Source organism: Diaphorobacter caeni (assembly GCF_015354245.1).
Classification (GTDB): domain Bacteria; phylum Pseudomonadota; class Gammaproteobacteria; order Burkholderiales; family Burkholderiaceae_C; genus Diaphorobacter_A; species Diaphorobacter_A caeni.
Window position 1 is genome coordinate 43,711 of the sequence record NZ_JADKYZ010000015.1, and the last position, 26,247, is coordinate 69,957.

At 57.2% G+C, this 26,247-nt stretch carries 18 protein-coding genes; 4 read left to right on the forward strand and 14 right to left on the reverse strand.

The genetic code is table 11. The features are described from left to right. Nucleotides 1–32 precede the first annotated feature (32 nt). Together ISG32_RS26150 and ISG32_RS26155 are read left to right on the forward strand one after the other, a co-directional pair. Nucleotides 33–1,019, forward strand: a complete 987-nt coding sequence (locus ISG32_RS26150) for a Bug family tripartite tricarboxylate transporter substrate binding protein (protein WP_194773950.1) — start codon at nt 33–35, stop codon at nt 1,017–1,019. Between the two features lie 25 nt (nt 1,020–1,044). After that, nucleotides 1,045–1,776, forward strand: a complete 732-nt coding sequence (locus ISG32_RS26155) for a GntR family transcriptional regulator (RefSeq protein WP_194773951.1) — start codon at nt 1,045–1,047, stop codon at nt 1,774–1,776. 217 nt (nt 1,777–1,993) lie between these two features. On the opposite strand, the gene ISG32_RS26160 is transcribed toward ISG32_RS26155, so the two are convergent. The 10 genes from ISG32_RS26160 to ISG32_RS26205 form a co-directional block, all read right to left on the reverse strand. Beyond that, entirely contained in the window at nt 1,994–2,758 is a 765-nt protein-coding gene (locus ISG32_RS26160) for a 2-keto-4-pentenoate hydratase (protein WP_194773952.1), read from the reverse strand. Further along, nucleotides 2,755–3,564 carry a 2-keto-4-pentenoate hydratase gene (mhpD, locus tag ISG32_RS26165; protein WP_194773953.1) on the reverse strand — a complete coding sequence of 270 codons (810 nt, stop codon included), beginning with the start codon at nt 3,562–3,564 and terminating at the stop codon, nt 2,755–2,757. The genes ISG32_RS26160 and mhpD overlap by 4 nt, the downstream gene beginning before the upstream one ends. A gap of 44 nt (nt 3,565–3,608) precedes the next feature. Continuing rightward, a complete protein-coding gene (locus tag ISG32_RS26170; RefSeq protein WP_228530131.1) occupies nt 3,609–4,340 on the reverse strand; it encodes a GntR family transcriptional regulator in 732 nt (243 codons plus the stop codon). 30 nt (nt 4,341–4,370) lie between these two features. After that, nucleotides 4,371–6,209: a tannase/feruloyl esterase family alpha/beta hydrolase gene (locus tag ISG32_RS26175; RefSeq protein ID WP_194773955.1), complete on the reverse strand. Its 1,839-nt coding sequence runs from the start codon at nt 6,207–6,209 to the stop codon at nt 4,371–4,373. Between the two features lie 87 nt (nt 6,210–6,296). Next, complete coding sequence (locus ISG32_RS26180; RefSeq protein WP_228530132.1) at nt 6,297–7,490, reverse strand: CaiB/BaiF CoA transferase family protein; 1,194 nt, start codon at nt 7,488–7,490, stop codon at nt 6,297–6,299. Beyond that, nucleotides 7,487–8,344 (reverse strand): p-hydroxycinnamoyl CoA hydratase/lyase, encoded by an 858-nt coding sequence (locus tag ISG32_RS26185; RefSeq protein WP_194773956.1) that lies wholly within the window; start codon nt 8,342–8,344, stop codon nt 7,487–7,489. Before ISG32_RS26185 ends, ISG32_RS26180 begins: the two co-directional genes overlap by 4 nt. A gap of 39 nt (nt 8,345–8,383) precedes the next feature. Then, the gene (locus ISG32_RS26190) at nt 8,384–9,865 is read right to left on the reverse strand and encodes an aldehyde dehydrogenase family protein (protein WP_194773957.1); all 1,482 of its coding nucleotides are present in this window, start codon (nt 9,863–9,865) and stop codon (nt 8,384–8,386) included. Between the two features lie 44 nt (nt 9,866–9,909). Continuing rightward, the gene (locus ISG32_RS26195; RefSeq protein WP_194773958.1) at nt 9,910–10,770 is read right to left on the reverse strand and encodes an alpha/beta fold hydrolase; all 861 of its coding nucleotides are present in this window, start codon (nt 10,768–10,770) and stop codon (nt 9,910–9,912) included. Between the two features lie 38 nt (nt 10,771–10,808). Next, nucleotides 10,809–11,759: a 3-carboxyethylcatechol 2,3-dioxygenase gene (locus ISG32_RS26200; RefSeq protein WP_194773959.1), complete on the reverse strand. Its 951-nt coding sequence runs from the start codon at nt 11,757–11,759 to the stop codon at nt 10,809–10,811. Nucleotides 11,760–11,771: 12 nt separating this feature from the next. Further along, nucleotides 11,772–12,761 (reverse strand): PhnD/SsuA/transferrin family substrate-binding protein, encoded by a 990-nt coding sequence (locus tag ISG32_RS26205; RefSeq protein WP_194773960.1) that lies wholly within the window; start codon nt 12,759–12,761, stop codon nt 11,772–11,774. A 152-nt stretch (nt 12,762–12,913) separates the two neighbouring features. Here ISG32_RS26205 and ISG32_RS26210 point away from each other — a divergent pair, with 152 nt between their 5' ends. Both ISG32_RS26210 and ISG32_RS26215 read left to right on the forward strand, forming a co-directional pair. After that, nucleotides 12,914–13,933: a Bug family tripartite tricarboxylate transporter substrate binding protein gene (locus ISG32_RS26210; protein WP_194773961.1), complete on the forward strand. Its 1,020-nt coding sequence runs from the start codon at nt 12,914–12,916 to the stop codon at nt 13,931–13,933. Between the two features lie 1,008 nt (nt 13,934–14,941). Further along, a complete protein-coding gene (locus tag ISG32_RS26215) occupies nt 14,942–17,314 on the forward strand; it encodes an IPTL-CTERM sorting domain-containing protein (protein ID WP_194773962.1) in 2,373 nt (790 codons plus the stop codon). A gap of 581 nt (nt 17,315–17,895) precedes the next feature. Here ISG32_RS26215 and ISG32_RS26220 read toward each other — a convergent pair. From ISG32_RS26220 to ISG32_RS26235, 4 genes are all read right to left on the reverse strand, one after another. Further along, nucleotides 17,896–19,182 (reverse strand): McrC family protein, encoded by a 1,287-nt coding sequence (locus tag ISG32_RS26220; protein WP_194773963.1) that lies wholly within the window; start codon nt 19,180–19,182, stop codon nt 17,896–17,898. Then, the gene (locus ISG32_RS26225; RefSeq protein WP_194773964.1) at nt 19,179–21,083 is read right to left on the reverse strand and encodes an AAA family ATPase; all 1,905 of its coding nucleotides are present in this window, start codon (nt 21,081–21,083) and stop codon (nt 19,179–19,181) included. Before ISG32_RS26225 ends, ISG32_RS26220 begins: the two co-directional genes overlap by 4 nt. 375 nt (nt 21,084–21,458) lie before the next feature. Further along, on the reverse strand, nt 21,459–24,869 hold the full coding sequence (locus ISG32_RS26230) for a TM0106 family RecB-like putative nuclease (RefSeq protein WP_194773965.1): 3,411 nt from the start codon (nt 24,867–24,869) through the stop codon (nt 21,459–21,461). Between the two features lie 191 nt (nt 24,870–25,060). Then, a partial coding sequence (locus ISG32_RS26235; RefSeq protein WP_228530133.1) for a hypothetical protein occupies nt 25,061–26,247 on the reverse strand: 1,187 nt, incomplete at its 5' end.

The window sequence follows — 26,247 nt, forward strand, 5'->3', positions numbered from 1 at the left end:
GCACGCAGCTCTGAACCCCATGGAGGTCAGATATGACCGGCTTTGTTGCACCCCTTAGATTCATGAGCCTGTTGGCAAGCACACTCGCGATCTGCCCCTCCGCGGCTATGGCAGACACCTTTCCCAATGCACCGGTTCGCATTGTCGTGACATTTCCGCCAGGCGGCGGTGCTGACTCGGTGGCTCGCCTGATTGCGCAGCAACTGGCGCTGCGCCTCAAACAACCCGTGGTGGTAGACAACCGCGCAGGAGCAAATGGCTCGATAGGCGCAGCCTCGGTTGCCAAAGGTGCAGCCGATGGCTACACCTTGCTGCTGACCGACCGCGGTGCTCTGGGTATCAACCCCAGTCTGTACCGCAGCCTTCCATACGACCCACTCAAGGACTTCACCTACGTAGGCATTGCGGCACACTCCCCCTATGTACTGGTACAACGCGCAAACCTCGCACCGCGTAAGATGAGTGAACTTGCAGCCATGGCCAAGTCCAGTCCTTGTCAGCTCAACTACGCCAGCTTTGGGCAAGGTAGCCTGCCGCAATTGGGCATGGAGGCGCTGAACACCAGATATGGTGCCTGCATCACGCACGTTCCTTACAAAGGCGGAGGCCCGGCGCTGGCTGCCGTGGTTTCAGGCGAAGTGGATCTCGCGCTGTTGGCGCTTGGCCCTGCTGTCCCGCAAATCAAGTCCGGCCGCATCGTGCCGCTTGCCGTGGGTGGACAAAAACGCTCCGCATTGCTTGCGCAAGTCGCCACCACCGCTGAGCAGGCTGACTCGGCGGACCTATTTCCCGCAACCTGGTTCGGATTCGCTTATCCCCGGCAGACATCACCCGCCATCGTCTCGCGCATGTCAGGCGAAATCCGGGCGGTGTTGCAACAACCAGAAATCCGCAAACGCCTGCAGGAAGACGGCTACGAACCCGGTCTGGCCGACGCGCAGGAGATGACTGCCGCCGTCGTGGCCGACGTCACGCGCTTCGCCGGCGAACTGGGCCGACTTGGAATTAAGCCAGAATAGAGACTTCCATGTAGCATCTACCCCCATGGCACAACGTCTCCAAATAGAAAAAAGCAAGATTGCACGTTACCTTCAGCTGGCAACTCTCTTTCGCAGCCGGATTACCAGTGGCCAATGGGCGGTGGATGAACGCATTCCCAATGTGGACGATCTGGCGTTGGAGTTCAACGTCGCCCGCGGCACTATCCGCGAAGCGTTGGACGTCATCGCAGAAGAAGGCTTGATCGAACGTTTCCGCGCAAAAGGTAGTTTTGTGCGGAAATCGCCGGCGGTCAACGTCGTGCATCACCTTGAGACCGACTGGAACTCGCTGATTGGCACACACAAGGATGCCAAGGTCACGGTGCTCGACCATGTTCATGGCGCCAATCTGCCTCACTACGCGCTGTCCGAAGGAACGCCCGTCAACGAGTACGAAATGATGCGCCGCCTTCACAAACGTGATGGCATTCCTTACCTGCTGGGTCGTTTCTATCTGGATCGCGAGTTGTATCAGTTGGCCACGCCCAAGCAATTTCGCACCGAACCAGTGCTCGCAATACTGCACAATGTTGCCAACGAAAGGATTGCTCACGCAAGGCAAACGCTCACCATCGCGTCTGCCGATCTGGAAATGGCAGAGTTATTGGACATCCCGCTCAACGCCCCCGTTGCCAAGGTATTCCGCGTCGCCGTCGACCATGCAGGCAATCTGATCTACGTGAGTGAAGGCTTCTACCGCGGCGACATGGTGAAGCTGGAAATCAAATTGAGATAGAAGGGACGAGTTTCTTGATCGTCCTTGGGCTCATGCGAGCTTTAGGGGGTCGAGCTACTTCGCATTCAGGTGCAAACAAATCGCCCAGGTGCACCTGAAACCCTCAATAGACTGGACGCTCAATTGCACGGCTAGAGCGGGGGCAGGAATTCGAGGGAAACATTACATGCATCCGCATCGAACTCCAATGAAGCCATGTCCGTACAGGAATCAAGCATCATGCAGACACATGAAATCCGGTGCGACCGAGTCCTTCCATCTCCACCGATACATATTGACCTCGCTTGATCCACTCCGCGGGGGTTGCACCTCCTGCCAACACCACCCATCCCGCCTGAAGCGGCTCTCCAGCTGATGCGGATAAACGCGCTGCGGCCACCAACGAGCGTAGCGGGTGCCCAAGAATGGCGGCAGTGGAGCCGATCTGGATCAGAGCATCATCCATCGACATGACCAGTCCCAAGTTTGAAAAGTCACATTTCGGATCGTGCCATGCACCGATAACGTAGCCGCTGGATGACGCATTGTCTGCCACCACGTCAGGCAAAGAAAACTTGAAATCTTCGTAGCGTGAGTCGATCACCTCCAATGCGGGAGCAATGGCTTCGACAGCTGCCAATGCTTCCATCAAGGTCGCGTCTGGTGCTATGGGGCGTTTGAGCATGAACGCCAACTCAGGCTCCACGCGTGGATGCACGAAGCGACTGAAATCCAAGGTGCCACCGTCCTCGATCAGCATGTCGCTGGACAGGCGCCCCCAGATCACGTCATCGATGCCCATCTGAACCATCTTGGCACGACTGGTGAAACCCATCTTCACGCCCGTGCGGCGGGCTCCGCGCGCCAAGCGCAGTTGCATTGCGGCGGACTGAATGGCGTAGGCATCGTCCATGCTGAGTTTGCCCTGCGGATCAATCTGTGCGATAGCGCGGCCTTCATGCGCGGCGCTGTCCACCTTGCGGGCCAGGTCGTTGATATTCATTGCGAAGCTCCCTCTTTTGAACTGGTTTCGAATTCAGCGCGAACATTGCCAAGACCGTTGATGCGCACGTTGAAGATGTCGCCTGCATTCACCGGCACCATGGGGCCGAGTGCGCCGGAGAGGACCAGGTCACCCGCACGCAGTGGTGTGCCCAGACGTGCCATGGTGCGAGCAAGCCACACCACGGCGTTCACAGGATTGCCAAGACACGCAGCACCCGCGCCGACAGAGACGGGTTCGCCCTTGCGCTCGATGAGCATGCCGCACAGACGCAGATCGATCTCACTGAGCTTGCGCGGTGTGGTGCCCAGGATGAATGCGCCGGATGATGCGTTGTCCGCCACCGTATCCACAAAGCGGATGTTCCAGTTGGCGATACGGCTGCCTACGATCTCCACCGCTGGAAGAACATAGTCCACGGCATGCATGACGTCAGCGTGCCCGGGGTTGGTCATGTCCAGATCACGCCCCAGCACGAAAGCAATCTCCGCCTCCACCTTGGGCTGATGAAGCTTGTGAAATGGCACGGGCTCACCATCGCCAAAGCTCATGTCGTCGAACAGCACGCCGAAGTCCGGCTGATCCACACCCAACTGCTTTTGTACAGAACGTGCCGTGAGACCGATCTTGCAGCCCACCCGGCGGTGACCGGCCTGCATGCGCAGTTCATTGTTCAGGCGCTGGATGGCATAAGCCGAGTCAGCGTCGAGCGTAGAAAATTGCTCTCTGAGCGGCTGAATGAACTGACTGTGGGTGCCCGCATCGCGCAGCATCTGCGCCGCGAGCTGGATATCTTGAGAGGTCATTGAATGGTTTCTTGCTTCAAAAAATCGGATGAAATGAACAAGCCTCAGCGAAGCCCGATCTCCAAAGTGAACGTGTCGCCGCGGTACAAACCTTCGGCCAAATAGATCAGTCGACCATTGCAGTCCACCGCCGTCCGACAGACCTTCACGGTAGGCGCGTTCAGCGGCAATTCCAGCAGTCGTGCCACTTCCAGATCGGCCGTACCTACCGTGAGTATCTGATTGGCAGAGGCGATCTGGTCACCCGCGATGTCTTGCAAAATAGGCAAGGTGGGCTCGCGCAGAAAGCGCTTGGGCGGTCCCTTGCGATACAGCTCGCGGTCAAGGTAGAAGCGCCCCACCAGATAGGCATGCTGATCACGCAGATGCAGCCGCAGCATCATTTCGTACTCCGGCGCAGGCTCGCCCATTTGCGCGGCGTAGGCTGGCAGCGTTTTGACATGAGCCTGTTCCAGCACCCTGATCTCCACCCCCTGGTGCGATTCGATCATGGACTTCCAATCGCTCTCCAGGTGGTGAATGCCCTTGGGTGCTGGCACTTTGATGACGAAGCTGCCTTTAGCGCGAAAGCGCTCGATCAGTTCTTCTTCGGCCAGCACGCCCAGAGCCTCGCGAATGGTCCCGCGTGCCACCTGGAACTCATCCGCCAATTGCTCCACATTCGGAATGCGCTCGCCCAAAGGCCACTCTCCCGAAACAATGCGGTTGCGAAACAAGGTGGCCAGTTGCAGATAGCGTGCAATGCGGCTGCGGCTGATGTCAGAGTAAACAGGCATATCCCAAGCACTCCCAGAATTCAGCGTGCCTCAACGGCACACGAAGTTGGCCGCATCATCGATGCTGCCGGAACCCGAATAGCGGGCAACGGCCGGGTACGAGCACAGCGGACGGGTCCGACCAGCGGGTATGTTGCCCAAGCCGTTGTTCTGAGCGGCCGTGCCCGCCGTGGCCACTATGTTGTCAGGAGTCTGCCCCTTTTCAACCCAGGCGACCAAGGGGGTGAGCAGATCGAACTGATCGGTGGCCGGTCCACCGCTGCAGTGATTCATGTCGGGCACCGCGATCAGGCGTGCATAGTTCTGCACATTGCCCGCGTCGTTACCCTGCTTAAGGCCCTCGTACCAAGCAACAGAGTCATTGAACGAGAACACCGGGTCTGCCGTACCATGGAAGACGATGATCTTGCCGCCACGGTTCTTCAGCACGCTCAGATCCTTAGGATTGGGCGGTGTCATGAACTCCATCGGCGACTGGCTGAAGACCGTCGTCGTACCGGTTACGGCAGCCTCGGCCTTGTCAAAATCGTAGTGGATCGCAGAGTCCAGCAATGTGGCACCGAGTCCTGTCAACACACTCGGATCCGCAGGGGGCGTGCTGAAAACGAAGGCTCCTGATACAGCACCCCGCGCGAGTGTCTGGCCGTATTTGTCTGCGCCTTTTCCTGCACCATCGGTCGTGCCCGTCTTCCACGAGCGCCAGCCCGGCGCATCCAACCCCGACGTCAAAGGCCAATCGCTGTAAAGCGTCTTGCCCGCAGAATCCTTGGGGCCTGCAAAAATTTTCTTCACTGCGCCCAGTTGGGTGGCGGTCAGACAACTGCCATCCGCAGCACCGCCGGGAGCACAGACAGCCACGTCCTTGTCGAGCGAAAAGGCCGTCTGGCAGGCCTTCACATCCGCCACCATGCCGTCCGTTGCACCGTCCAGCGCATCGCACTTGGCGACGATCTTGCTGTTCAGATACGTCAGATCACCCTTGCCAAGAGCCGACCAGATGGCCGGGCGCTGTGTGACCGGATCGGTTGATTGCGCTGCGTTCATCAGTACTTGAGCATCCCAATACTGAGCCACTGCAGCACGGGGCAGATTGATGCCTGGATTGCCAGCGAGAATGCCGTCGTACTCGTTGGCGAACCGGTAGGCAGCCACCATACTCAAACGCCCGCCGTTGGAGCAACCCGCCATGTACGAGCGGTCTGGTCCGCGTCCGTAAGCTGCCGCGATCAATCCCTTGGCCATCGGCGTGAGGGCACCTGCTGCTGCGTAGCCAAAATCTGCCCGAGCCTGTGGGTCCAGCCCGAAGACCAGTGCAGAGATGCCAAGGCCGGTTTCGGCGTCATCGGGATAGGCCTTGTCCGGCACGTGACCCGAGTCCGAGGTGAGCACCGCGTAGCCCTCCATCAGTCCATTGCTCTTGGGTGCGCCGCCCAGTTTCTGCCCGAAAGCGCGGGTGGAATCCGTGGTGATCACCCCTCCACTTCCGCCATTGGCCTGATGGAAGAAGCGTCCATTCCACTGCGCTGGCAAGCGCATCTCGAAGCCGATCGCATAAGCCTTGCCGTCAATGCCTGTGCGCGAGTTCATGTTTCCGCTGATCAGGCAGTGTGCAGGCATGCTGAGCGTCACACCACCGACGGAACTGCTGACCTCGCCCGCAGCCTTGCTCACAGCAGAGGCGATCCTGGTTCCGGTGAAAGAGTAGCCCGTCAACGTCTCGCAAGATGCAAGTGTTCCGGGGCGTGCCTCCGTCAATTGCGGTGGCTCTTCATCGTGCGAGTTGCTGCCAGAGCACGCAGCCAACAGCAAGGCGGAACCAACGATACCCAGGGCCTGCAAGCCCGCAATGGAATTCAACTTTTGAGTCATAGCGATACTGAAAAGACAGGGACGGGAAAATGAACGAACGAGCTCACCCGCACCACGGATGTGGTGAGCTCGGGAGTCGTGCGATGGTTAGCGGGCTTGCTGCGTTGGCGCTGCCGGGTCGATGCCCAACTCGCGCAGCACTTCGGCCGTGTGTTCACCCAGCACGGGTGGCGGATAACGCGTAGGCTCGCGCCCACCGTCGAACAGCACAGGACGCTCGATGCAGGTCACATCGCCCATTTCGGGATGCGTCACGGTGCGGAAAGTACCGCAAGCCTGCAACGCCGGATCGGCCATCACCTCATCCACACGGCGCACTGCGGAGTGCGGCACGTCGGCATCTGTGAGTGCCTTCAGCCAGTATTCACGAGGCTGCTTTGCAAAGTATCCACGCAGCACTTCGGTCAGCACCTTGAAGTTCTGAATGCGTGCCCCACGGTTGCTGAAGCGTTCATCTGCTGCCAGTTCTGATGCCTGCAGCGCCTTGGTGAAAGACTGCCAGAACTTCTCGGGTGACGAGAGCTGCACGCCCACCAATTCACCATCCGCGCAGCGGAAGGCAAACGTGTGCGAGTAGGCTGCGCGGGTGGTCGACTCCATCAGCGTGCCTTCCCGCGTGAAGCTGGCGAAGAAGTCCGGCATGAAGGACATGGCGGTCTCCGCCATGTTCACATCCACTCTGCGCCCTTCACCGTTTGCGGCTCTGCCTGCCAGTGCTCCCAGAATGCCGTAGCAGGCGTACATGCCAGCCACCTGATCGGCAATCGTCGGCCCACGCACTTCGGGGTCCTCCGGATCGAGAAATGCGTTGAGCATGCCGCTCTGCGCCTGACCGATGGCGTCGAACGCGGGACGGTCAATGCTCTCACTTCCCGGTGGAAATCCTGCAATGGCGCAATACACCAAGCGCGGATTGCGAGCGCGCAGCACATCGCAGCCAATGCCCAGTTTGTCTAGGCCGCCGGGGCGGAAGTTCTCCAGCACCACGTCGGCCTGATCGGCCATGGCGAGAAAAACCTCGCGATCCGCAGGGCTCGACAGATCAAGCTTCACGCTGCGCTTATTACGGTTGTACGCCACGAAGTTGGGGCTGTACTGTCCGCCTCTGAACGAGCGGAAGGGGTCACCCTCCGGTCGTTCGATCTTGATCACCGTAGCACCAAGATCCGCCAGAAGCAGCCCCGCATAGGGGCCGGTGATGAAGCTGCCAAGCTCCAGCACTACCACACCAGCCAGAGGCTCGGTGCGGGCCGTCACGGTTTGTGCGGGAGCTTGGCTCAAGATGCTTCCTTTTCGCCCTGCTCTTCTGCGCCACGCTGGTACTCACCGTAACCGGGGCGATAGGTCTTCTCATCCAGGAACTGGGTCATGGCTTTCTCGCGACCACCTTCGCGATCAAGGAAGCGCATCTCGCGCTCCTTGGCCAGCAGGTAGTCAGCCGCCTGATCCACGCTCATGCCACGCACCAGACGCAGGCTTTCCTTGATGGTACGAAGTGTTTGTGGGTTCTTCTTGGCCAGTTCCTGCGCCAGTGCTTCGGTGCGTGCGCGCAGTTGCTCGCCAGGAACAGACTGCGTCACCAGCTTGATTTCTGCAGCCTTCTTGCCATCGAGTTGCTCGCCGGTCATCGAGTAGTACACGGCGTCGCGATAGGACAGACCGTCCACAATCACCTTGCCCACCAGGCCACCCGGCAGAATGCCCCAGTTGACTTCGGAGAGACCGAACAGCGCCTCATCCGCAGCAATGGCGAAGTCACACGCGAACAGTTGCACGAACGCACCGCCGAAGCAGTAGCCGTGCACCATGGCAATGGTGGGCTTTGGGAAGCTTGAGAGCAATGTCCAGCGCCATTCGTGATTGGCCAGACGCGCCAGATGACGCTCACGTGGCTTGTCGTCAAGCTCGCGGAAGAACAACTTGATGTCCTGGCCCGCGCACCAGCTCTCGCCCTCGCCGCCCAGCACCAGCACGCGCACCTTGGGATCCTCTGCCAGTTCCTTGAGCACATCCACCATCTCGAAGTGCAGATCCGGGCTCATGGCGTTGCGCTTATCCGGACGGTTGAGGTTGACCCACGCGATGCCGTCATCGGAAATAGTGACTTTGACGTTTTTGAGTTCGTTGAAATTCATGAGAGTGTCTCCTGTGGACTGAAAATTGAAATGGTTGAATCAGAGATTGATGTGGATGTTCTTGACCTGCGTGTACGACAGCAATTCTTCGAACGACTCCTCACGGTTGTTGCCCGATTGCTTGGTGCCGCCGAAGGGTGCGGGGAAGAAATGGCGGGCCGCGTTGTTCACCCACACATAACCGGCTTCCACGCGACCATCGGCGCGGTGTGCAGTCGCCAGGTTGGTGGTGTAGATGCCTGCAGCAAGGCCGTACTCCACGTTGTTCACGTCCTTGAACATGGCATCTTCATCGCTCCACTTGATGATGGAGAGCACCGGGCCGAAGATTTCTTCCTGTGCGATGCGCATGCCCATGTTGGCGTCGGCGAACACGGTCGGCTCGATGAAGAAACCATTGGCGAGATGTGCGCCTTCCGGATGCTTGCCACCTGCTACCAGACGGGCGCCCTCCTTTTTGCCCAGCTCGATATAGCTCATGATCTTGTCGTACTGCGCCTTGGAAACGATGGCACCCATCGTGGTTTCCTTCTCAGTAGGAATGCCAGGGCGGAACGCCTTGACCCCCTCCACCACGCCTGCAACCACCTGGTCGTAGATGGACTCGTGCACGAACAGGCGGGTCGTGGAACTGCATGCCTGTCCGCACCATGTGAAGCACATGCCTGACACAGCGCCCGCGATGGCGCGTTGAATATCCGCATCCGGATAAATCACCAGAGCGTTCTTGCCACCCAGCTCCAGACTCACATGTTTGAGCTTGTCTGCAGCACCACGTGCAATCGCTTTGCCAGTGGAGATGCTGCCGATCAGCGTGACCTTGGGAATCAGGTCGTGCGCCACCAGCGCCTCGCCACAGGCCTGTCCACCAGTGATCACATTCATCACACCGGCAGGCAGCACGCCGTCAATGAGTTCCATGAGGCGCAAGGCGGACAGAGGTGCCTGCACCGGCGGCTTCATGATGACCGTGTTACCCGCTGCCACCGCGGGTGCCATGCGGCTGGCAGTGAACATCAGCGGATGGTTGTATGCCACGATGCGAGCGCATACGCCGAAAGGCTCGCGCACCGTCATGTTCACCACATCGCGCCCCATGGGAATGGTTGAGCCACGCTGCTCATAGACCAACCCTGCAAAATAATCGATGAGCTGGGTAGCGATATCCACGTCATGCATTAGCGCGGTCACGGGGTTGCCGCAGTTCATGGCATCGACGGTGGCCAGCTCTTCCTTGTTGGTGCGCATGATGTGCGCGATCTCGCGCAGCGCCTTGGCACGTACGTCGGGCGATGTCAGACGCCATTCCTGAAAGGCCTTGTGGGCTGCTGTAGCTGCTGCATCCACGTCGGCGGCATTGGCCTCTGCGCACTGGCCCAGACTCGCTCCGGTGGCGGGGTTGAATGTCTCAGCATAGCCTCCCTTCGGCTTGTGCCATGCGCCGCCGTAATACAGGTCGCGTTGTTTCGGCAGGTATTGCGCGATGTCTTTTTCACGGGACGAAGCGTTGTTCTCGTACATGTCTGGGGTCTCCTTGGGAAATAGTTGAATCGTGTCTGTTTGAGTCAATGATTACGCAGGAATGCGCCAATCACCTGAATAAGCCCGCTCGGGTTGTCACCGGGCAGGTCGTGCGAGCCCGTTATCTCGGTCGTTAGCACGCGTGGATTGACTTCGCGAACCTTCGTGAGCGTTTGCGGTGAGAGCATGTCAGAAGTGCTGCCCCGCACCACTGCGGCAGGCATGGAAAGCCCGGCCACCATGCCCCAGAGGTCCTCTTTCACCGGCTGTGATTTGCCTGTGAGAAGCACCTGCCTGAACTGGTCGCGATAGTGAAGATCGCGCTTGAGAGATAGCCCCTGCTCCGTAGGCCGCAGGAACGCTTTGAAGCGAAGATAGGTCGACGAATCCGGCAGCTCGCCCAAAATGCCGTGGTATTCCAGTGCGTCATCCACACTGGCGAAGAAGTCCGGCTGGTTGCCGATGCGCAGTGCCACGTTCCTGCGACCCGCAGCCTCCACATCGGGAGCAAAATCCAGGCACATCAGGCCTTCCACACGCTCTGGATACCATGCTGCGGTACACAGGCAGATGCGCCCACCCATCGAGTGCCCCACCAACGTGGCCCGGGGCCATGCCAAATGGTCCATCACCGCCACGATGTCTTGCGCCATGGTGCGCAAACCGTAGTCACGTGTCGGGCTCCAGCCGGACTCCCCGAAGCCGCGCAAATCAATGGCCACCACTTCGCGATCGATCGCCAGTTCCGTAGCGACACCAATCCAGTCATACGAGAAGTAAGACAGTCCATGCACGATGACGACAGGCGTCTCCTTCGCTGCGCCGTTGGCGGGCGCAAAGCGCCGGTAATGAATCTTGACGTCACCCGACGCCACACTGCCGGTCTCGCCATATTGCGGGTTCATTCCACAATCCTCGGTTCGTTGATTCGATAACATTGCATTCACGCCTCAGCCGTCATGACGCCCATGCCGGTCAGCCATTCGGGAATGGCATCGTAGTAACGCTCCTTGGGTGTCAGCGGTGTACCACCCGCGATCTCCTGCGCGGCAGCGGCAGCGGCAACCCAGCAGCGCACCTCGTGCCCGCCGAAGCCCGCGCGGGTATCGATTTCGAAATCGTCGATGGCATCGAGCGCATCGAAATCCAGCTTCTGCATGTGGCGCATGAATGACTGGTCCCACGCCACATCCGGCGGCATGCAGGGCCCGCGCCCCACAACCAAATCGCGCGCTGCCTTCACCACGCGAGCCTCGCGAGCCTGCAATTCCTCTACGCTCGGCGTAGCACGCTTGATGAGTCGGCGAGCCACTTCATAAGAGGTCTTGGCCAGCCTTGGCGTTGGTGGATCGTGCGAGAGACCGCCAGAGCCCAGAACCGCAACACGCAGCGATTGAGTGGCGAGAAAGCGTCCGATCTCCGCTCCCAGCTGGCGAATACGCCGCATCGACGGTCGCGGATCCGCGGCGCAGTTGATGAACACTGGCAGCACGTCATAGCGCGCCAGCGCTCCGGTCAATTGCACCAATGGAATGGTGAGCCCATGATCCACCTTCATGTCGTGCGAGATGCTGATGTCGAAATCCTTGCCATGCAGATGCCGCACGCAGTCCATCGCAAGATCACGCGGCACACGCAGCGGCCCGCCCTCTGCGCCCCAATCCCGCGAGCCTTCCGCTGCTGTCCCCATACAGAACGGCGGCATCATCTCGTAGAAGAAACCATTGAAATGGTCTGGTGCAAACATCACCACCACATCGGGCGCAAAGGCCTGAAGCTCCCGGGAGATCGTCTCCATCGTGCCAAAGAAAGCAGCTTGGCTGTCTCCCTGAGACTCTTCGATTCCGGTGAGCATCAGAGGGCTGTGAGAACAGCAGATCATCTGTACGGACATGGCGTCACCCCTTTAAACGTGAACATCATCCAGCGTGCTGGCAGCGAAAATTTCATCCACCGACAGCTTGCGTACCGCAAGTCCCTGCTCGAAGGAGTAGCGTGTCATGGCTTCGAGAACCTTGCGATTCTGCGCAACGCCATACGGCCAGAAATCTTCACCCATGACTTTTTGCGTGCTTTCCAATTCGGCCGTCACCCAAGGCAGACCAATCTTGAGCGCGGTGACCTCCATGAGTTCCTGATCCGCAATGCGTTTGGCCTGTGCAAATGCCTTGTAGACACTGGCCGCAAGCCACGGGTGCTTCTCTGCCATGTCCTTGCGTACACCCACGGCGTGCATCAGCGGAAACAGACCCGTGCGACTGAAATATTCCTTCTCTGCCGCTCGGTAATCTTCAAACAGGCGCTTGACTGGCACGCCCGGTTTGCCCAGGCACGACGGCGCACGAGCCGAGATCACAGCATCCAATCCCCCGTTCGCCAACAGCTCCGAAAGCGAGGACGAACTGGCCGATGTGAGCGGAAACCCTTCAGGCAGATTCAGCGGAAACTTGTCCTTGCGGCCATGCTGCTCCAGACCACCTTGCACCCAGTGGATGTCGTGCGCCTCGATGCCAAAATCATCCTTGAGAAAGCCACGCACCCACAGCGCCGCCGACTGCTGATACTCCGGCACACCGATGCGCTTGCCGCGCAGATCTGCAGGCGAATCAATACCACGATCCGAGCGTACATACACCGCCGAATGCCGGAAAGTGCGCGACACGAACGCAGGCACCGCCACATAGGGTGCAATGCCACGCGAGAGTGCGATCAGGAATGGGCTCAAACCGATCTCCGCCACATCGAACTCACCATGAAAATAAGCACGATGAAAACACTCTTCAACCGTCATGGCGAGGAAATTGACATCGCATCCTTCTACTTCAACCCGCCCGTCCATAAGCGGACGAACCCGGTCGTAATCCCAGGTAGCGATGGTGATCGGCAACCGCGCCATTTCGTATTCCTTGTTTGATTGATGATGGGATGAAGTTTATGTCAAAAAATCAAAAGTACATAGTTTTGATCTTTAGGTGCTTACACCAGTGACCAACGAAAGCCAAACAATCAAACTATTGATCTTTTAAAGAAGTGCAGAGACAGACAAAGATGCAAAAGCAACGACACCCAAGCAGGCTCCTCCCTTATAAAATCACCCCTCTTTCAGCATGTCTGGTGGGCGTGTTGACGGTAGGAACCGCTATCTCCTGCCATGCACAGCAGCAGCCCTATCCCACCAAAGCCATTCGAGTGATCGTCCCCTATGGCCCCGGCACCGCACCAGACACCATCGCACGCATCGCCAGTGACGGTTTGCAAAAGCGCCTTGGCCAATCGCTCGTGATTGAAAACCGCACGGGCGCGGGCGGCAAGATCGGCACTGAAGCAGCTGCGAATGCAACGGCAGACGGTTACACCCTCTTTCTAGGCACCAAGGACTCGCAAAGCTACCTGATCCACTTGCATCCGACCTGGTCCGTCAAGCCCGATCAGGCCCTCAAACCCATCGCGGGACTTGCCAAAATCGAGAATGTCCTGCTCACTCGCAACAACGCATCAGCCCCAGCATCGCTGAGCGCCATGCTCGATACAGCGAGCAAAAAAGAGCTCACCTACGGATCGCCTGGCGTGGGCACCAATCTGCACCTGATGGGTGAACTCCTGAAATCCGGGCAGAAGAATGTGAAGCTGCTGCACATTCCCTTCAGCAAAAGCGCAGCAGAAGCTCTCCCTGCAGTCATTCGGGGTGACCTCGATCTGCTCTTCTCAGGCCTGCCACCAGCACTCCCTCTCATCAAAGACGGCAAACTCAAGCCTCTCGCCATTACTGGCACAGTACGTTCACGCTATCTGCCCAACGTGCCGACGTTTGCGGAAAGCGGCATTCAGGGTTTTGAAACAGGCGGCTGGTTCGGCCTGTTTGCACCATCGGGAACACCCGCTTTCATGCTCAAGAAACTCGAGACGGAAATTGCATCGGTAATGCAAGAAGCGAGCTACAAGGAAAGACTGGAAAGCCTCTCCGCGGAAGTCTGGACCGCAAGCCCCGCCGAGCTAAGCCGCGTAATAGAGGTGGATGGGATGCGAGCGGGGAAATTGATTCGAGAGAATCGGATCGCCGCTGAGTGAGTTGCATGGTCGCAAGCCAACCCATCGCTGGCGAACATAGCCCCCTGAATCCCTGGAGACAGGACTAACGTAGCGACTGGACGGTGTCCGGGACTACGGGGGCAAGATCACACGGGTTGAGCGCTTGAATGAAGATGGATGTCGAAACTCTGTCTTTCAGTCAACGAATGAGCCTCCCACGCCACATACAAGCTGGGAGCAGCCATCCTGCGTTAGGGCTCCAATGACTGTCGACGCCGGTAGCGGACGCTCATCGGAGATCCTGCAGAACTTCTGAGCGCACAAAGGAACGTGGATCCAATTCGCCAGCGAACTAGAGCTGTCGGCCAGAAGCAGACAAACCTGCCAACAAAGAGCAGCCGCCCCTTTCGCTACAGCGACAAGGTGAGCGCCATTCCCGAATGAAGTACTCGTCGAACCTCCATTTCGTCACCAGTACGTAGAGGCGCTCATTTTTGCAGACCCTTTCTGCATCTTGGACGTCACCCAAACGACTGGAGCGGAGAGCCACCGACGTTGGATTGGAGCTAACACGGGCAGCATTGCAGAACAAGGCTTTAGAGGGATATGGGCCTGTTTGGGTACGCCTCGATACCCCGTAATACGCGCTGATGTCCCTGAGAGTGGCAGAACTGTTTGATCTGTGATCTGTGCTTTTCTCCGCTGACGCAACCACTTGGACACACTCATTTCACCGACGGATTTGCATTTCTGAGCGGTTGCACAAGCGCAATCAAGCCGACATTGGCAAAACATCATCCCTCAAAATACCTGAATTCAGGTAGATACAAAAAGTTGCAAATGTGTTGCAATTAATTCGCAACCACGCTGGATAAGTAGGCGATCACGCGCGGCGCCCGCGCACCTCCCAATCTTTGGAGGCTACCTGATTGCCGCCGACCTAAAGGTCACAGACCAGCGAGATCAATGTCGCTGTGAACATTGTTAGGTGAGTTTTTCGAATGCTCGCCCAGCACCTATTTACACGCAAATCACCCCCCATAGCATATGCACTTTCCCAAACAGGTTAACCAACGCCGCAGACTCATCGCATTGGGTTACAGCACCATCGCACTCACCAGCATGCTGGGCATGGCACAAGCGGCTACGCTGATAGTCACCAGTGACCAAGACACCGGCGGAGCAGGAAGTCTTCGCCAGACCCTGGCCAACGCCAATGCGGGGGACGCGATCGTCTTCGCTGACGGAGTCAGCACCATCACATTGACGAAGCAATTGGAATTGACCAAAAACGTCTCGATCGACGGAGGCATCTCAGGGGTCACGCTCGATGGACAACTCAAAGGGCGCGTGGTGCTGGTGAATGCAGGCGTCAACGCCACACTCAGCCGGCTGACGATCACCCGCGGCTTGCTGGCGGGCAAAGGGATCGGCGCCGAAGACTCCACCGCCTCCGGCTCCTCCTTGGGAGCGGGGATTCGCAACGACGGCAACTTGACTCTGGACAACGTGCAGGTGCAGGGCAACTACGCCACAGGCGGGGGCGGCGGCGATACCAGTACGGACATGGGCAAAAGCGCTGGCGGCGGCGGCAGCGGAGTGCGGGTCAGTTTGGGCAACGGACAGTGGTTGACTGGCAGCGGCGGCGCAGGAGGCTTCGGCGCCACCGGCAGCTCGGGCGGCACAGGCGGTACCGAGGGTGGTGGTGCCAAAAACTTTGGCTCTACGGGTGCCAGGGCCGGTAGCGGCATCAATGGTGGTGGCGGCGGCGGCGCGGCAGACACCGGTCGTGGTGGTGCCGGCGGCGGCGGTGGCGGCTGGGCTGGAGGCGGCGGCGGCGGTGGTGGCGGCACTACAGGCGTCACCTCCGGTGGTGGTGGTGGCGGCGGTTATGGCGGTGGTGGTGGCCGCATCAACCTCTCTGGGGTCAACGAGCTGGGAACAGGCGGCACAGGACCAGGCGCTATCAGCAATAGCGGCAGCGGTGGCACTCCCAACGGAGGAAGCGCAAGTGCGGGTGTCAATGGCGTCCAAGGTCGCAACACAAACGGCGGCGGCGGCGGGGGATACGCAACCCTCAATGGCGTCTGGGTTGGGGGCGGTGGAGGCTCCAGTGGCAACTCCGGCAGCGCTGGTGGTGCAGCCGTTGGAGGCATCTACAACGCCGCTGGTGCCCTATTGGATGTGAGGGGCAACGCCTGCAGCGTCAGCGGCAATCTGGCCGCTGGCGGCGGCGGATCAGGAACCTACAACGGCGGTGAAGCCACCGGCGGACTGTATAACGCAGGCACACTGAACATCACTGAGGCGTGTCGAGCCGCCATCTCCGGCAATGCGGCCGATGGTGGTGGTTTTGGTGGTGAAAATCGCGCCCCAGGCCGGTCTGACAACAATATGAATGGCGACTTGACGCTCGCTGTTGCAGCATCAGCCAACGGCAGTGTTTCCGCAGGCAGCACGCCAGTACCAAAAGCCAACAGCATCAGCGCTTGCACCAGCGCTACCTGCCAAGCCACTTATACTTTGAACGATGTGGTGACGCTGACCGCTACGCCAGCATCCGGCTACCGTGTCAATTGGGGCGGCGCGTGTACAGCTAGCGACACCAATCCGCTGCAGGCCAAGGTCACGATGACCAACAACGCCACGTGCACCGTCAGTTTTGCCAACATGTATGCGCTGAACATCGTAGCAACGGACAACGGCAGCATCGAATGCAGAGCATCCAGCAACGTCTTGTCCAACGGCGCGTTGATCCCATCGAACACTGCCGTCAGTTGCACAGCCACCGCCTTCGCCAACTACAAACAAGGCAGTTGGGCGAACAATTGCTCGTTAGCCACTGTGGGTGAGAGTTGCAACATCATCATGGATGGCGACAAGACCGTGGGAGCCGGATTCGTCAGGACCGCTGGCGGCACGGAAATTCCCGGTGGAGGCAACGTCACTCTGGAAACATCCAGTTCCACTTGCGTACTGACCAGCGGCCCCACCTACTCTGCCGCACCAAGCAGCGGTGCGCCTGCAGGCTTCAGCTTTCCTTACGGTCAAATCGCATTCAGCGCCACCGGCTGCGCGCCTGGCAGCGTCCTGGCACTCACTGTCACCCTGCCCAAGGCCCTGCCCGCAGGCTCCAGAATGTTCAAGTGGCTCGACGGACACTGGGTGGAATGGATGCAGGCCAACATCAACGACAACAGCGTTCAGTTCACGGTGAAGGACAATGACGGGACCTCCTCCGCCACACTCACCGGAGACACCAACCCTGTGGCTGGCAGCATCGACGACCCATTCCTGCTCGCAGCGCCTATGCCCGCAGCTGCGCCCGTGCCAACCCTAAGCCATTGGGCGCTGCTTGTGTTGAGCGTGCTGGCTGCCGGACTTGGAATGGGAGCGCAGTGGAGTAGGCGAAACCTCTAAGCGGACTTCGCTCCGAGCCACCTGCGGGTGGCTTTTGGGGCCATCGGAGGGGCTGCTATGGATTGGTTCGAACTTCTGGTTTGGGTCGACAGAACTTATTCGCGAGCCGAGATAGCGGACCTCCGGCATCCCGAGGACAACCTGTTAGCGAGGGGCTACTGCTAACCTGAAAGCAGCCATTGGGGAAGCGAATGTCTTAGCGCTCTGAATGAACGCTATGAGGTAGTGACCAGTAGTTCGTCCTGCTGCTATGAGCTGCAGTAACCGCTGCAGAAGAGACGCTCGAGGCCCCCACCGAGAGGTGCTGGAACACTTCACCAACAACGCGACCACACGCATCACGCGTGATCTAGGTCTTGCACTCTCCCCCACACTATCGATAAGCAGCATTACCGATAGCGTGATGGGCCTTGGATCAAGGCATGAAGCGTCGCGTCATTCAGGATTGCGAGACGCGCTGAAGAGCGTCAACACGCATGGTTTTTGGCCACATTGTTTCATGGTCCAATCTCTAAGGGCGCAAATAATATGGTTCCGTCCCGCCCAGAACCTTCAACGCTGCGTCTAATTTACGGGCCATATCAGATGCAGAAGTTCAGAATACTTTTCAGATGCTCGTCCACCAGTTTCAAATCGACCAGAGGGAGACTGGCAACCTTCAAGGCATGGCCGTTCCGCTCGCTCTCGGGCTCCCGAAACTGATAGGTATTCAGGCAAGGTTTCCACTCTCCTAATTCGGCGTGATGGGGATATAGGAGAATCACATTGGGCACTCGATATTGCTTGGCATAGGCGAACATCTGATACAGATCGGATGTGGAAATCTCTTCTCGCACACCGTTGAATCTGATTCGCTTCCATTTGGTATCTATCACGACCAGATGCTTACCAGACTCCGTGATCACGATGTCTGGGCGCAATTCAAAGCAAGGGGTACCGCTGTCACGCAGAGCTAGGTGACGCTTAGGGCCTTGCAGTTGTGTGATCAGCCCGAGGTGTGCGCAGACGTGTTGGACCCGCCGACCGATGTACTGCTCAAACAGCTGGTTCATGTCGAACAGAACCGCGAAACCGTCCCCGCCGCCGGAGGTCAAGTCGGGAGACTCTCCCTCAACGAACAACCGAGCCATTCTGATCAAAGGTGCATAGCGTTCACTGAGCCGATCCGTTGTGGCCTGTTCCCATTGGATAGCGCTGGCGGGTACGTCAGTTACGCCGTCAAAGCAAAACAGCAACTCTGCAATGCTCCGGGATGAGGTTTCAGTGCTAACGAGTCTGTGAAGCACGCGCAGAGCTGCCTTCAGTGCCCGGTTAAGGGGATTGTCTGGCGTGAATTCGTCGAAGGTGCAATGCAGCCGGTCTGGCCGGGCGAGATTGCGTTTCAACTGCTCCGTAACGTCGAGTCGACCACGCAAGGTCACGAGGTTGTCTTGTTGACTTTGATACCTGCGCACCACGCCTTTGTGAATGGCTTGCCAGAGCATATCGCAATACAGACGGATCAGAACTTCCAGAATCGAGTGTGATGCGCGGTCAAGCGACGCCAGTTCGCCGCCATGCAGCTGGAGGTTCAGTGCGCTGGCAACCATCTGCAATAGGTTCTGCCGAGTCCGATACTGTGGGGCCTCAATCTTTGGTAGTACTTCAACTTGCCAGCCTCCCAAATGGATGACGCCCACGTAGTTTTGCGCGATCAGCGTATTGCGGGCCCCGTGCTGGAATGCCTTGATTCTGCGTTGCCGCTCGGATTGCTCGTTGAAGCGTTCGAGCTGCTGGAATTGCGCCGCCGTCACCGTGCGTTCGGCTGCGCAAAATACCTCGGCTTTTCGAATGGACTGGTATTCCGTGACGCACAGAACTCTGTTCACTCTTTGGCCCCGTAGATGCGCTTGTATGCGGATATCGGAAACGGCAGAGGGTTGACCGAGTAAAGAACCACGGACTCGTCGCCCATGTCCTGGTCGCCGTCGGCTGAAATGGCGGGCAGCTCACGACGACAGATGAACTCACCACTGCCAAAGTCGGCCAGCACGCGGCGAACCTGTGACCAGTTCTCGTAAAAATACTCCTGCAACAACGGCAGCACTTTGAAGCGGAAGGCGCGATCCAAGTCTTGCAATGTTCGAACACCCATCAGGTAGGCGTGTCCAATGGTGTGGTCGCGGTCGTACAGCACTTCAATGCGTTGGTTCAGCGCCTGAAGCAGCCGATTCAGTTCGATGCCTTCGATGATGTGATCGCTTAGAAGGTCCGGGCGGGGCATCACTTCTTCAAACTCAAACCTCCGACGAAGTGCGGTGTCCAGCAGTGCGATGGAGCGATCCGCCGTATTCATCGTGCCCAGCAAATGCAGGTTCGACGGCACCGAAAAATCTTCGCCAGAGTAGGGTAGCTTTACGGTGACGGCATTCGTCTGACCTTCTCGTTTATCGGGTTCAATGAGGGTGATGAGCTCGCCGAACACCTTGGAAATATTGGCACGGTTGATCTCGTCAATAATGAGCACGTGAGGCTGCTCAGGCGTCTGTTCAGTCTGCGCCTCCAAGAGGGACTCCAGCTTGTCATACCGGATCGCCTCTGTGTTAAGCACGTACAGTGACGACTGACCAATCTCCCGGTTATAGAGTTCGCTGGTGGGAATTCCGCCCTCAAAGATGGCCAGCCAACGCACCGAGCGCATCTGATGGAACGGCGCATCCTCTACATATTCATAGTCGCCAGTGACTTCAGCGATTGCCCGGAAAATCTTGTTGCCCAGAGACACCACGATGAGGTCCCCCACCTTGATGTCATGCTTGAAGCGATCAACAAAGTTTGCTTGAGATGATGGCTTGTGGATATTGGGAGCTTCTTCACGGATTTTTGTGACGATGTCGGCTTTGCTGCCGCATTCAGTGAAGTCGATGTCTTCACCCCAGCCCAGCAGTACACAGTGGTTCTTGACGCAGTAGTCAAAGACTTTTGTTGCCTCTTGACTCCAACTCGCACCAAGAGACATTTTGAAGGTTGTGCGCTGCTTCAGAGGCTTGCCAGAAAGCCCAGGGGTGATCTGGCTGCGAAGCCGTGCAGCACTGCATGCACGTTTGAAGGCACCTGGCTGCACCTCGTAAACCACTTGACCGTCCTTTGCCACGGGCCGAAGGCCTTCAACGAATTCTTCGTAGCCATAAGACTGATGGAAGGTGACGAAGGAGATGCGGCCATCGCGTCGCAGCTCTTCAAATCGAGTTCGGATAGATGCTTCATCTGGAAGCATGCCATCGCAGAGCATGACTGCACGGCTTGTCGTTGTATAGGTTTTACCTGTTCCCGGGGGGCCGTATAGGATCTGATTTTTAGGTGTCGACATAGGTTCAATGGATGTAGCAGGCGAGCTTGCTACAGGAGCGTCTGGAAATGCTTCGACTGGAGAGCAGGATTGGTACCATCGCAGCAAAGCGTTTAGCTCTTCGTAGCTCTGGATGAACACTTTGTAAGCCCGCGGAGAAACACCGTCGCTTCTGATTTCAAAAAATCGAGGTGCGACAGATGCAAGATCGTGCGGAAGTGGCTTGCCCTTGCCGACGAGCTGAAATCGGCTTGGTACTGCTGGAGGGCCTATATCCTCGACCCAGACAATTGTCATGCCCTCCGAAGAATCGGGGTCAACGGCAAGCTGTCGGCCGTTTGGCAGGATAAAGCCTTTGTCGCCCCCTCTGCTGGACGAGATTTGGGTATTTTTGAATTGCCGCTTCAACTCCTGCAAAGCGTCTGAAAGATACATTGCCATCGATTTAGCCTTGGTGCTTTAAAAGGCTAACAATAAAAACCCTCTCTCCCTCCTTTCGGACTTCGATGGAGTCTTGAATTTTTGCACCTGTATGAGCAAAAAAATCTCTAGTTGCACCCCGTGAAGTGGGTCGGAAAACTGTCTCTCGTAGTTCCAAGAGGCATCTCACAGGTGCCGAATTGCCTTGGTAGAGTATGTCAATACCACGTGTCGGAAGCAAGTGCTCGTTCTCACGTTTGGTTCCTCTCGCAATGAAGCAATCATCAGGAAAGAATGTTTTCAAGTCTGCGGAGAAATATATGTACGAATTTCTGAACCAAGCTTCTGATTTAATGACAAATGAGATTTGTGTTTTTTCGAGGGTCATTGGAGCCTTTATGTTGAATGATTGATAGGGCTGCGACTGAATTCGCCAACCCAACACAGCGTGTTAACAAGCGCCATCTGAACCGGCGAGTTCACATTGACCTCCAGCAATGCCGGACTTGCCACCACACCAACCCAACACCGCGCTCTGGAGATCGCGACATTGAGTCGGTTTTTGCTGTACAGAAAGTCAATGTCCCGGGGCAGATATTCGCCGTTGGATGTGGTCATGGAAACGAGGACAGCTTCCGCTTCCTGACCTTGGAATTTGTCGACTGTGCCGACTCTCGCGCCTGCTGGGAGGACTTGCTTGAGACGGTTGACCTGAAGGTTGTAGGGAGCGACGACCAGTATGTTTTCCATCGTCATGGGGTGCTCTTCACCATTACGGTCTACGAAGCGGGAACGCAGAAGATCTGCGTAGATGTGGTTAATCAGTTCAGCTTCCTCGTCGCTGCGCTGCGAGCAGCCATCATGTTGCGCGGGGATAAATGAGATGCCGGTAGGTTTGAGCGCGTCGACCCTGTCTTGCGGCAGTACCAGTCGCTGATTCTTGTTTCCTGCTTCTGCTTCAAGCCGCCCTGAGTAAACCGCATCGGAGATGAACTGGCAGACGTCAGGATGCATGCGCCAAGTGTCTTTCAGGAAGATGCCGCGGTCTTCGGCAATCGTGGCTTCGCCTTGCAGAAGATACTCCAGCGCTGATTGACCTGACTCACCGGGGTGGACGCCCTGGACAGGTTGCCCTAACTGCATCTGATCGCCGAGCAGCACGAGATTTTTCGCGCAGGTAGACATGGCGATCAGATTCGCCAGAGACACTTGACCGGCTTCGTCAACGAACAAGTAGTCAAAGGCAGATTCCAGCCGATTGTTTGAAAACAGCCAAGCTGTGCCTGCGACCAATTGGAACGAGCCGATGCCCTGCACAATCAATTTTGAATCGACTGTATCCCGGATGAATTGGCCGTTGATGCATGATTCTTCGGAGGTGGACTTCTTGACGCCGCAAAACGAGAACGTCTGCTCCAGAGCGACTCTCTCGACTCCTCGCAGCAGATTGTTGATGGCCTTGTGACTGTTCGAGGTGACTGCCACCTTTTTGCCCGCCTTCAGCAAATCCACAATGACATGTGATCCGGTATAGGTCTTGCCCGCGCCCGGCGGGCCCTGGATGAAGACACAACTATGATCAAGCTGAGACACGACTCGTATGCAACCTTTCAGAAGGTCTTCGCCCGGAGAAAGAAGCGGTGCGCCAGACTCGATGCCTTGCAACTTTGGCTTGTCACGGTTCAATAACCCAAGGCTGGCTGAAAACCTGTCATCGCCAGAGAGATGAGCCGACACAAATCGCTGGACGGCTTCCACAATGACGCTGGTATTGATGGGCAACCCCGCGCCCAGCGCCACATCAAAAGTGGGCATCGGATCATCTCCGGTCTTTTTGAGCTTGCGCAGGAACGTGACTTCACGCTTGCCTTCATGCACCTCCAACTCCAATACTTCTTGGAGGTTGTGCGTCAGAGTGCAGTTGTCGCCCGTCTTGAGCTTGGTCTCCTGTTCGGGAAAGCGGTAGCGATAACGCAGATAGTCGCCCTCGTTTTCTGGTTCAGCAGTGGGAGTGAGCCCTGCGATGGCCTCCAGCTCCTCCAGGAGCTCTTCCACTGATGCATTTTGGCGAGCGAAAAGTGCCCACCAAACTGGCTTTTCAGTGCGTCGGTGAAAACTCAGCAGATGAAACAAAAGCTCTTTAATTCGGTGCTTTGTGGTCCACAACAGGCGGTCGTCGGGTAAACCGTCCAACAGACGCAACCGATATTCCTCCATCAACCTCGCTGCTGCGGCAGCTTTCGGCGACACAGGGGCTTGTGCTTTATCGGCGCTCTGCGCACCGTCTGAATGATTCTGGGTCGCAGACGCTGGACGAATGGACAGAAGCCATTCGCGCAATTCAAAGGTACTGCGGACGTCATCTTCGTTGTAGTCCGCAATGGCGTGAAGTACAGCAGGGTCGCCCGTGGTCTTCCATTTTTCATAGAACACAACGCTGGCACCGGCAGTCTTGACGTCTCCCTTGCGCTCTTTACTGCTATAGAAGCGCTCAATGGATTTGATGGAGTAACTCGGTTCCCCGACACGGATGGCCTCACGCACCACGGCGTAGAGATCCACCAAAGTGGCGTTGCGCAGCAGATTGTCGACTTCCGTTTCGCGAGTGCCATGCAAGGACATCAATCGTTTGATCGCGGTGGCTTCGTAAGGAGCGTAGTGGTAGATATGAGCGCTGGGAAAACGCCGCAGGTGCTTCGTCACAAAATCCATGAACGCTTCGAACGAGAGCCGTTCCTCTGCTCGACTGTGTGCCCAGAAAGGCTTGAAAACGGATGCTCCTGATTCAAAGTAGTAGAGCCCGAACAGATATTCCAGTCCGCCTTCCGTCATGGGGTCTCCCTCCATGTCGAAGAACAGGTCTCCCGGGGCAGGGGGAGGCAGTCGAGCGAAGCCTTTGGCTTCATGGACTGGCAATACTTCAAAGACGGGCTGGCCGCAGTCGTTCGATTGACGTTGCAAACGCGCTTGATGAGAGAGGCGATGTAGCGTGTCGGGCTGGATGCGCGAAATTACCTGGCCCGATGGCAGGACTGACAACTTTTCAAGGGTATCTACACCGGCGGCCTCAAGCCTCGCGATTTGCGTCCTGCTGATGTTGGCAACCCGGTTCAGATGGTCATCAGCCTCCCAACGGGCTGAACAGATTTCGCGCCATCGGCACTGACCACAACGTTCAACTTTTTCGGGGTAAGTGTCGCGCTTTGCGAGTTCAGTCCACCGCAGAAACCGCGTGCGTTGCCGACGAAAATAGCGCAGGTAGTCGTCGACGAGAAACGTTTCCTTGCGTCCGTCGCCCAAGACCACGTGCATATGAATGGGCATGACTCCCTGTACACGCGCGAGCATGTCGGAGTACAGGCACAACTGCACCAGAAATTTTGCCCTGCTGCTGCGAGCCAGTTTGGTGTCGGCTACTTCATAGCTGAAGTTACCGAGCTTGGAGGGGCGGTCGACACAAATCAAAAAATCCGCATGACCTACCCAAGGATCTTCAAGCAGGGTCGCTTGAAACACCACCTGCGCACCACTTGCCATGGCTTCAGCGGTGGCGGTGAATTTCAGTTCGTCAGTGGAACCTGCATTTGTCAGGTCGATTGCGTCGTTGTGAGTGGCTTTGAGATGTTCCCAATAGCGAGCCTCATGTGCAAAGCCCTTGTCCTGGATGAGAACCATCTCCTCGGGGTCTTCCGCTTTGGGAAGCGGAGTCTGCATGTTCAGCAAATCCAGATGAGTCAAGTGCGCGCATGCGGAAAAGTTGACGAGATCTGTTGCTGAAAATCGCTTCTGCCCATCTTTTGTCTGCATTGTTCTAGGAAAAAATTCTTGATATGGTGGCGCTCACTGCTTGGGCTTTGTCACTGTGCGCCAAATGTCGCTGAAAACTCCAAGGACTGTAACGGAAAATACGGCACTCCAGACTCTTTGCGAGAGTACCTATTCACACGCCAGCCCTTACCAACCCTATCGATAAGGTATCTTATCGAGCAAGTTATCCGCTAGCGGGCAAACTGCCCAACAAAGCCTACGGTCACTTTAATTTGCGCTAAGGCCTCATCACTTGAGATACCGGACAGCGTCATTGGCGTTGCCAACAGCGTGTCAGTAAGTTCGCGAAGTCGCATCGCGTGCGCTCCGTCCAGCCACATGTCGGCGGGATGAACTCCCTTTGCCAGTTCTCCTCTCAATTGGGTCACGAACCGATTGCTCATTTGCCAATACGAGCTCCCGAGTCTTTTGAAGAACTGCACTCGTTTGGCATACGCTCGCCCGGGCACCAGAGTACGGGCGCAGGCTAGATGAATGGATGCAACTGCCGTGTCAATCGAGCACCAAGCAAACGGAGCTTGAGCAAACGGCATGTATCTCGCGACCTGGCTCCTTGAAATGGCGTGAGGCGCTGCGGTTAACGAAGCCAGTCTGAGGCACTCGATCACATGAAGCCCATTGTCCATAACCATATTGAGTGCTTGTGGCCCATCTTTGAGGAGCTTTTCATTGACATCGTTCACCAGCTCCCAATGCTCCAGCCGGTCTTTGAGTTGATTGACGCGCGTAGACATGACACACAAGTTTCCCGGCACATAGCCAAGAGTGTTGTCTAGGCGGTCTACAGACCAATCGCTGTCTGTTTGCGTTCCCTGCGTGAGGTCTGCGCCTGAGACCGGGCATACCGTTACCGCCACGCTTTTTAGGTAGTCTCGCGTCAACACAGAGCTCACCGGGATGCGACGTGCGTAGGCGTTGCGCCGTAGTGTGAGGAGCTTGCGCAGATACACGTCGGCAGCCCTGGCTGGGAAAGTCAGTCCTCGCTGATAACCACGAAGCATTTCGTCGTCCAACGAATCGCGATCAAGCTCAAAACGCACCACCCCCATATCCTCGCCGAGCAAGAACGCATAGCGGTCAGAAAGAGAGTCCTCCCTGTCCATTTGTGCGTCGACCGCATCCAGATGCGCCAAGGTAGAAGGTGCGGCACTCCAATAGCGTAGATTGTTGTATAGCGATTCCATATATTTGACCCCCTTCTTTCGGTTGAACTGATGCAGTTGAGACGTACTTAGAGCGGCTAACACAACTTCAATTTGAGGGCTCCAAAAGCATTTATGCTTCACAGTCTCATGTCCCGAGCCCCCATCAGCAAAGAGTTGTGGCAACAACTGCAACCCCTCATTCCCCCGTTCAT

Bases quoted from the DNA above. Each gene is read 5' to 3' on its own strand.
- ISG32_RS26150 (WP_194773950.1), top strand. From the start codon at position 33: ATGACCGGCTTTGTTGCACCCCTTAGATTCATGAGCCTGTTGGCAAGC.
- ISG32_RS26155 (WP_194773951.1), top strand. From the start codon at position 1,045: ATGGCACAACGTCTCCAAATAGAAAAAAGCAAGATTGCACGTTACCTT.
- ISG32_RS26160 (WP_194773952.1), bottom strand. From the start codon at position 2,758: ATGAATATCAACGACCTGGCCCGCAAGGTGGACAGCGCCGCGCATGAA.
- mhpD (WP_194773953.1), bottom strand. From the start codon at position 3,564: ATGACCTCTCAAGATATCCAGCTCGCGGCGCAGATGCTGCGCGATGCG.
- ISG32_RS26170 (WP_228530131.1), bottom strand. From the start codon at position 4,340: ATGCCTGTTTACTCTGACATCAGCCGCAGCCGCATTGCACGCTATCTG.
- ISG32_RS26175 (WP_194773955.1), bottom strand. From the start codon at position 6,209: ATGACTCAAAAGTTGAATTCCATTGCGGGCTTGCAGGCCCTGGGTATC.
- ISG32_RS26185 (WP_194773956.1), bottom strand. From the start codon at position 8,344: ATGAATTTCAACGAACTCAAAAACGTCAAAGTCACTATTTCCGATGAC.
- ISG32_RS26190 (WP_194773957.1), bottom strand. From the start codon at position 9,865: ATGTACGAGAACAACGCTTCGTCCCGTGAAAAAGACATCGCGCAATAC.
- ISG32_RS26195 (WP_194773958.1), bottom strand. From the start codon at position 10,770: ATGAACCCGCAATATGGCGAGACCGGCAGTGTGGCGTCGGGTGACGTC.
- ISG32_RS26200 (WP_194773959.1), bottom strand. From the start codon at position 11,759: ATGTCCGTACAGATGATCTGCTGTTCTCACAGCCCTCTGATGCTCACC.
- ISG32_RS26205 (WP_194773960.1), bottom strand. From the start codon at position 12,761: ATGGCGCGGTTGCCGATCACCATCGCTACCTGGGATTACGACCGGGTT.
- ISG32_RS26210 (WP_194773961.1), top strand. From the start codon at position 12,914: ATGCAAAAGCAACGACACCCAAGCAGGCTCCTCCCTTATAAAATCACC.
- ISG32_RS26215 (WP_194773962.1), top strand. From the start codon at position 14,942: ATGCACTTTCCCAAACAGGTTAACCAACGCCGCAGACTCATCGCATTG.
- ISG32_RS26225 (WP_194773964.1), bottom strand. From the start codon at position 21,083: ATGGCAATGTATCTTTCAGACGCTTTGCAGGAGTTGAAGCGGCAATTC.
- ISG32_RS26230 (WP_194773965.1), bottom strand. From the start codon at position 24,869: ATGCAGACAAAAGATGGGCAGAAGCGATTTTCAGCAACAGATCTCGTC.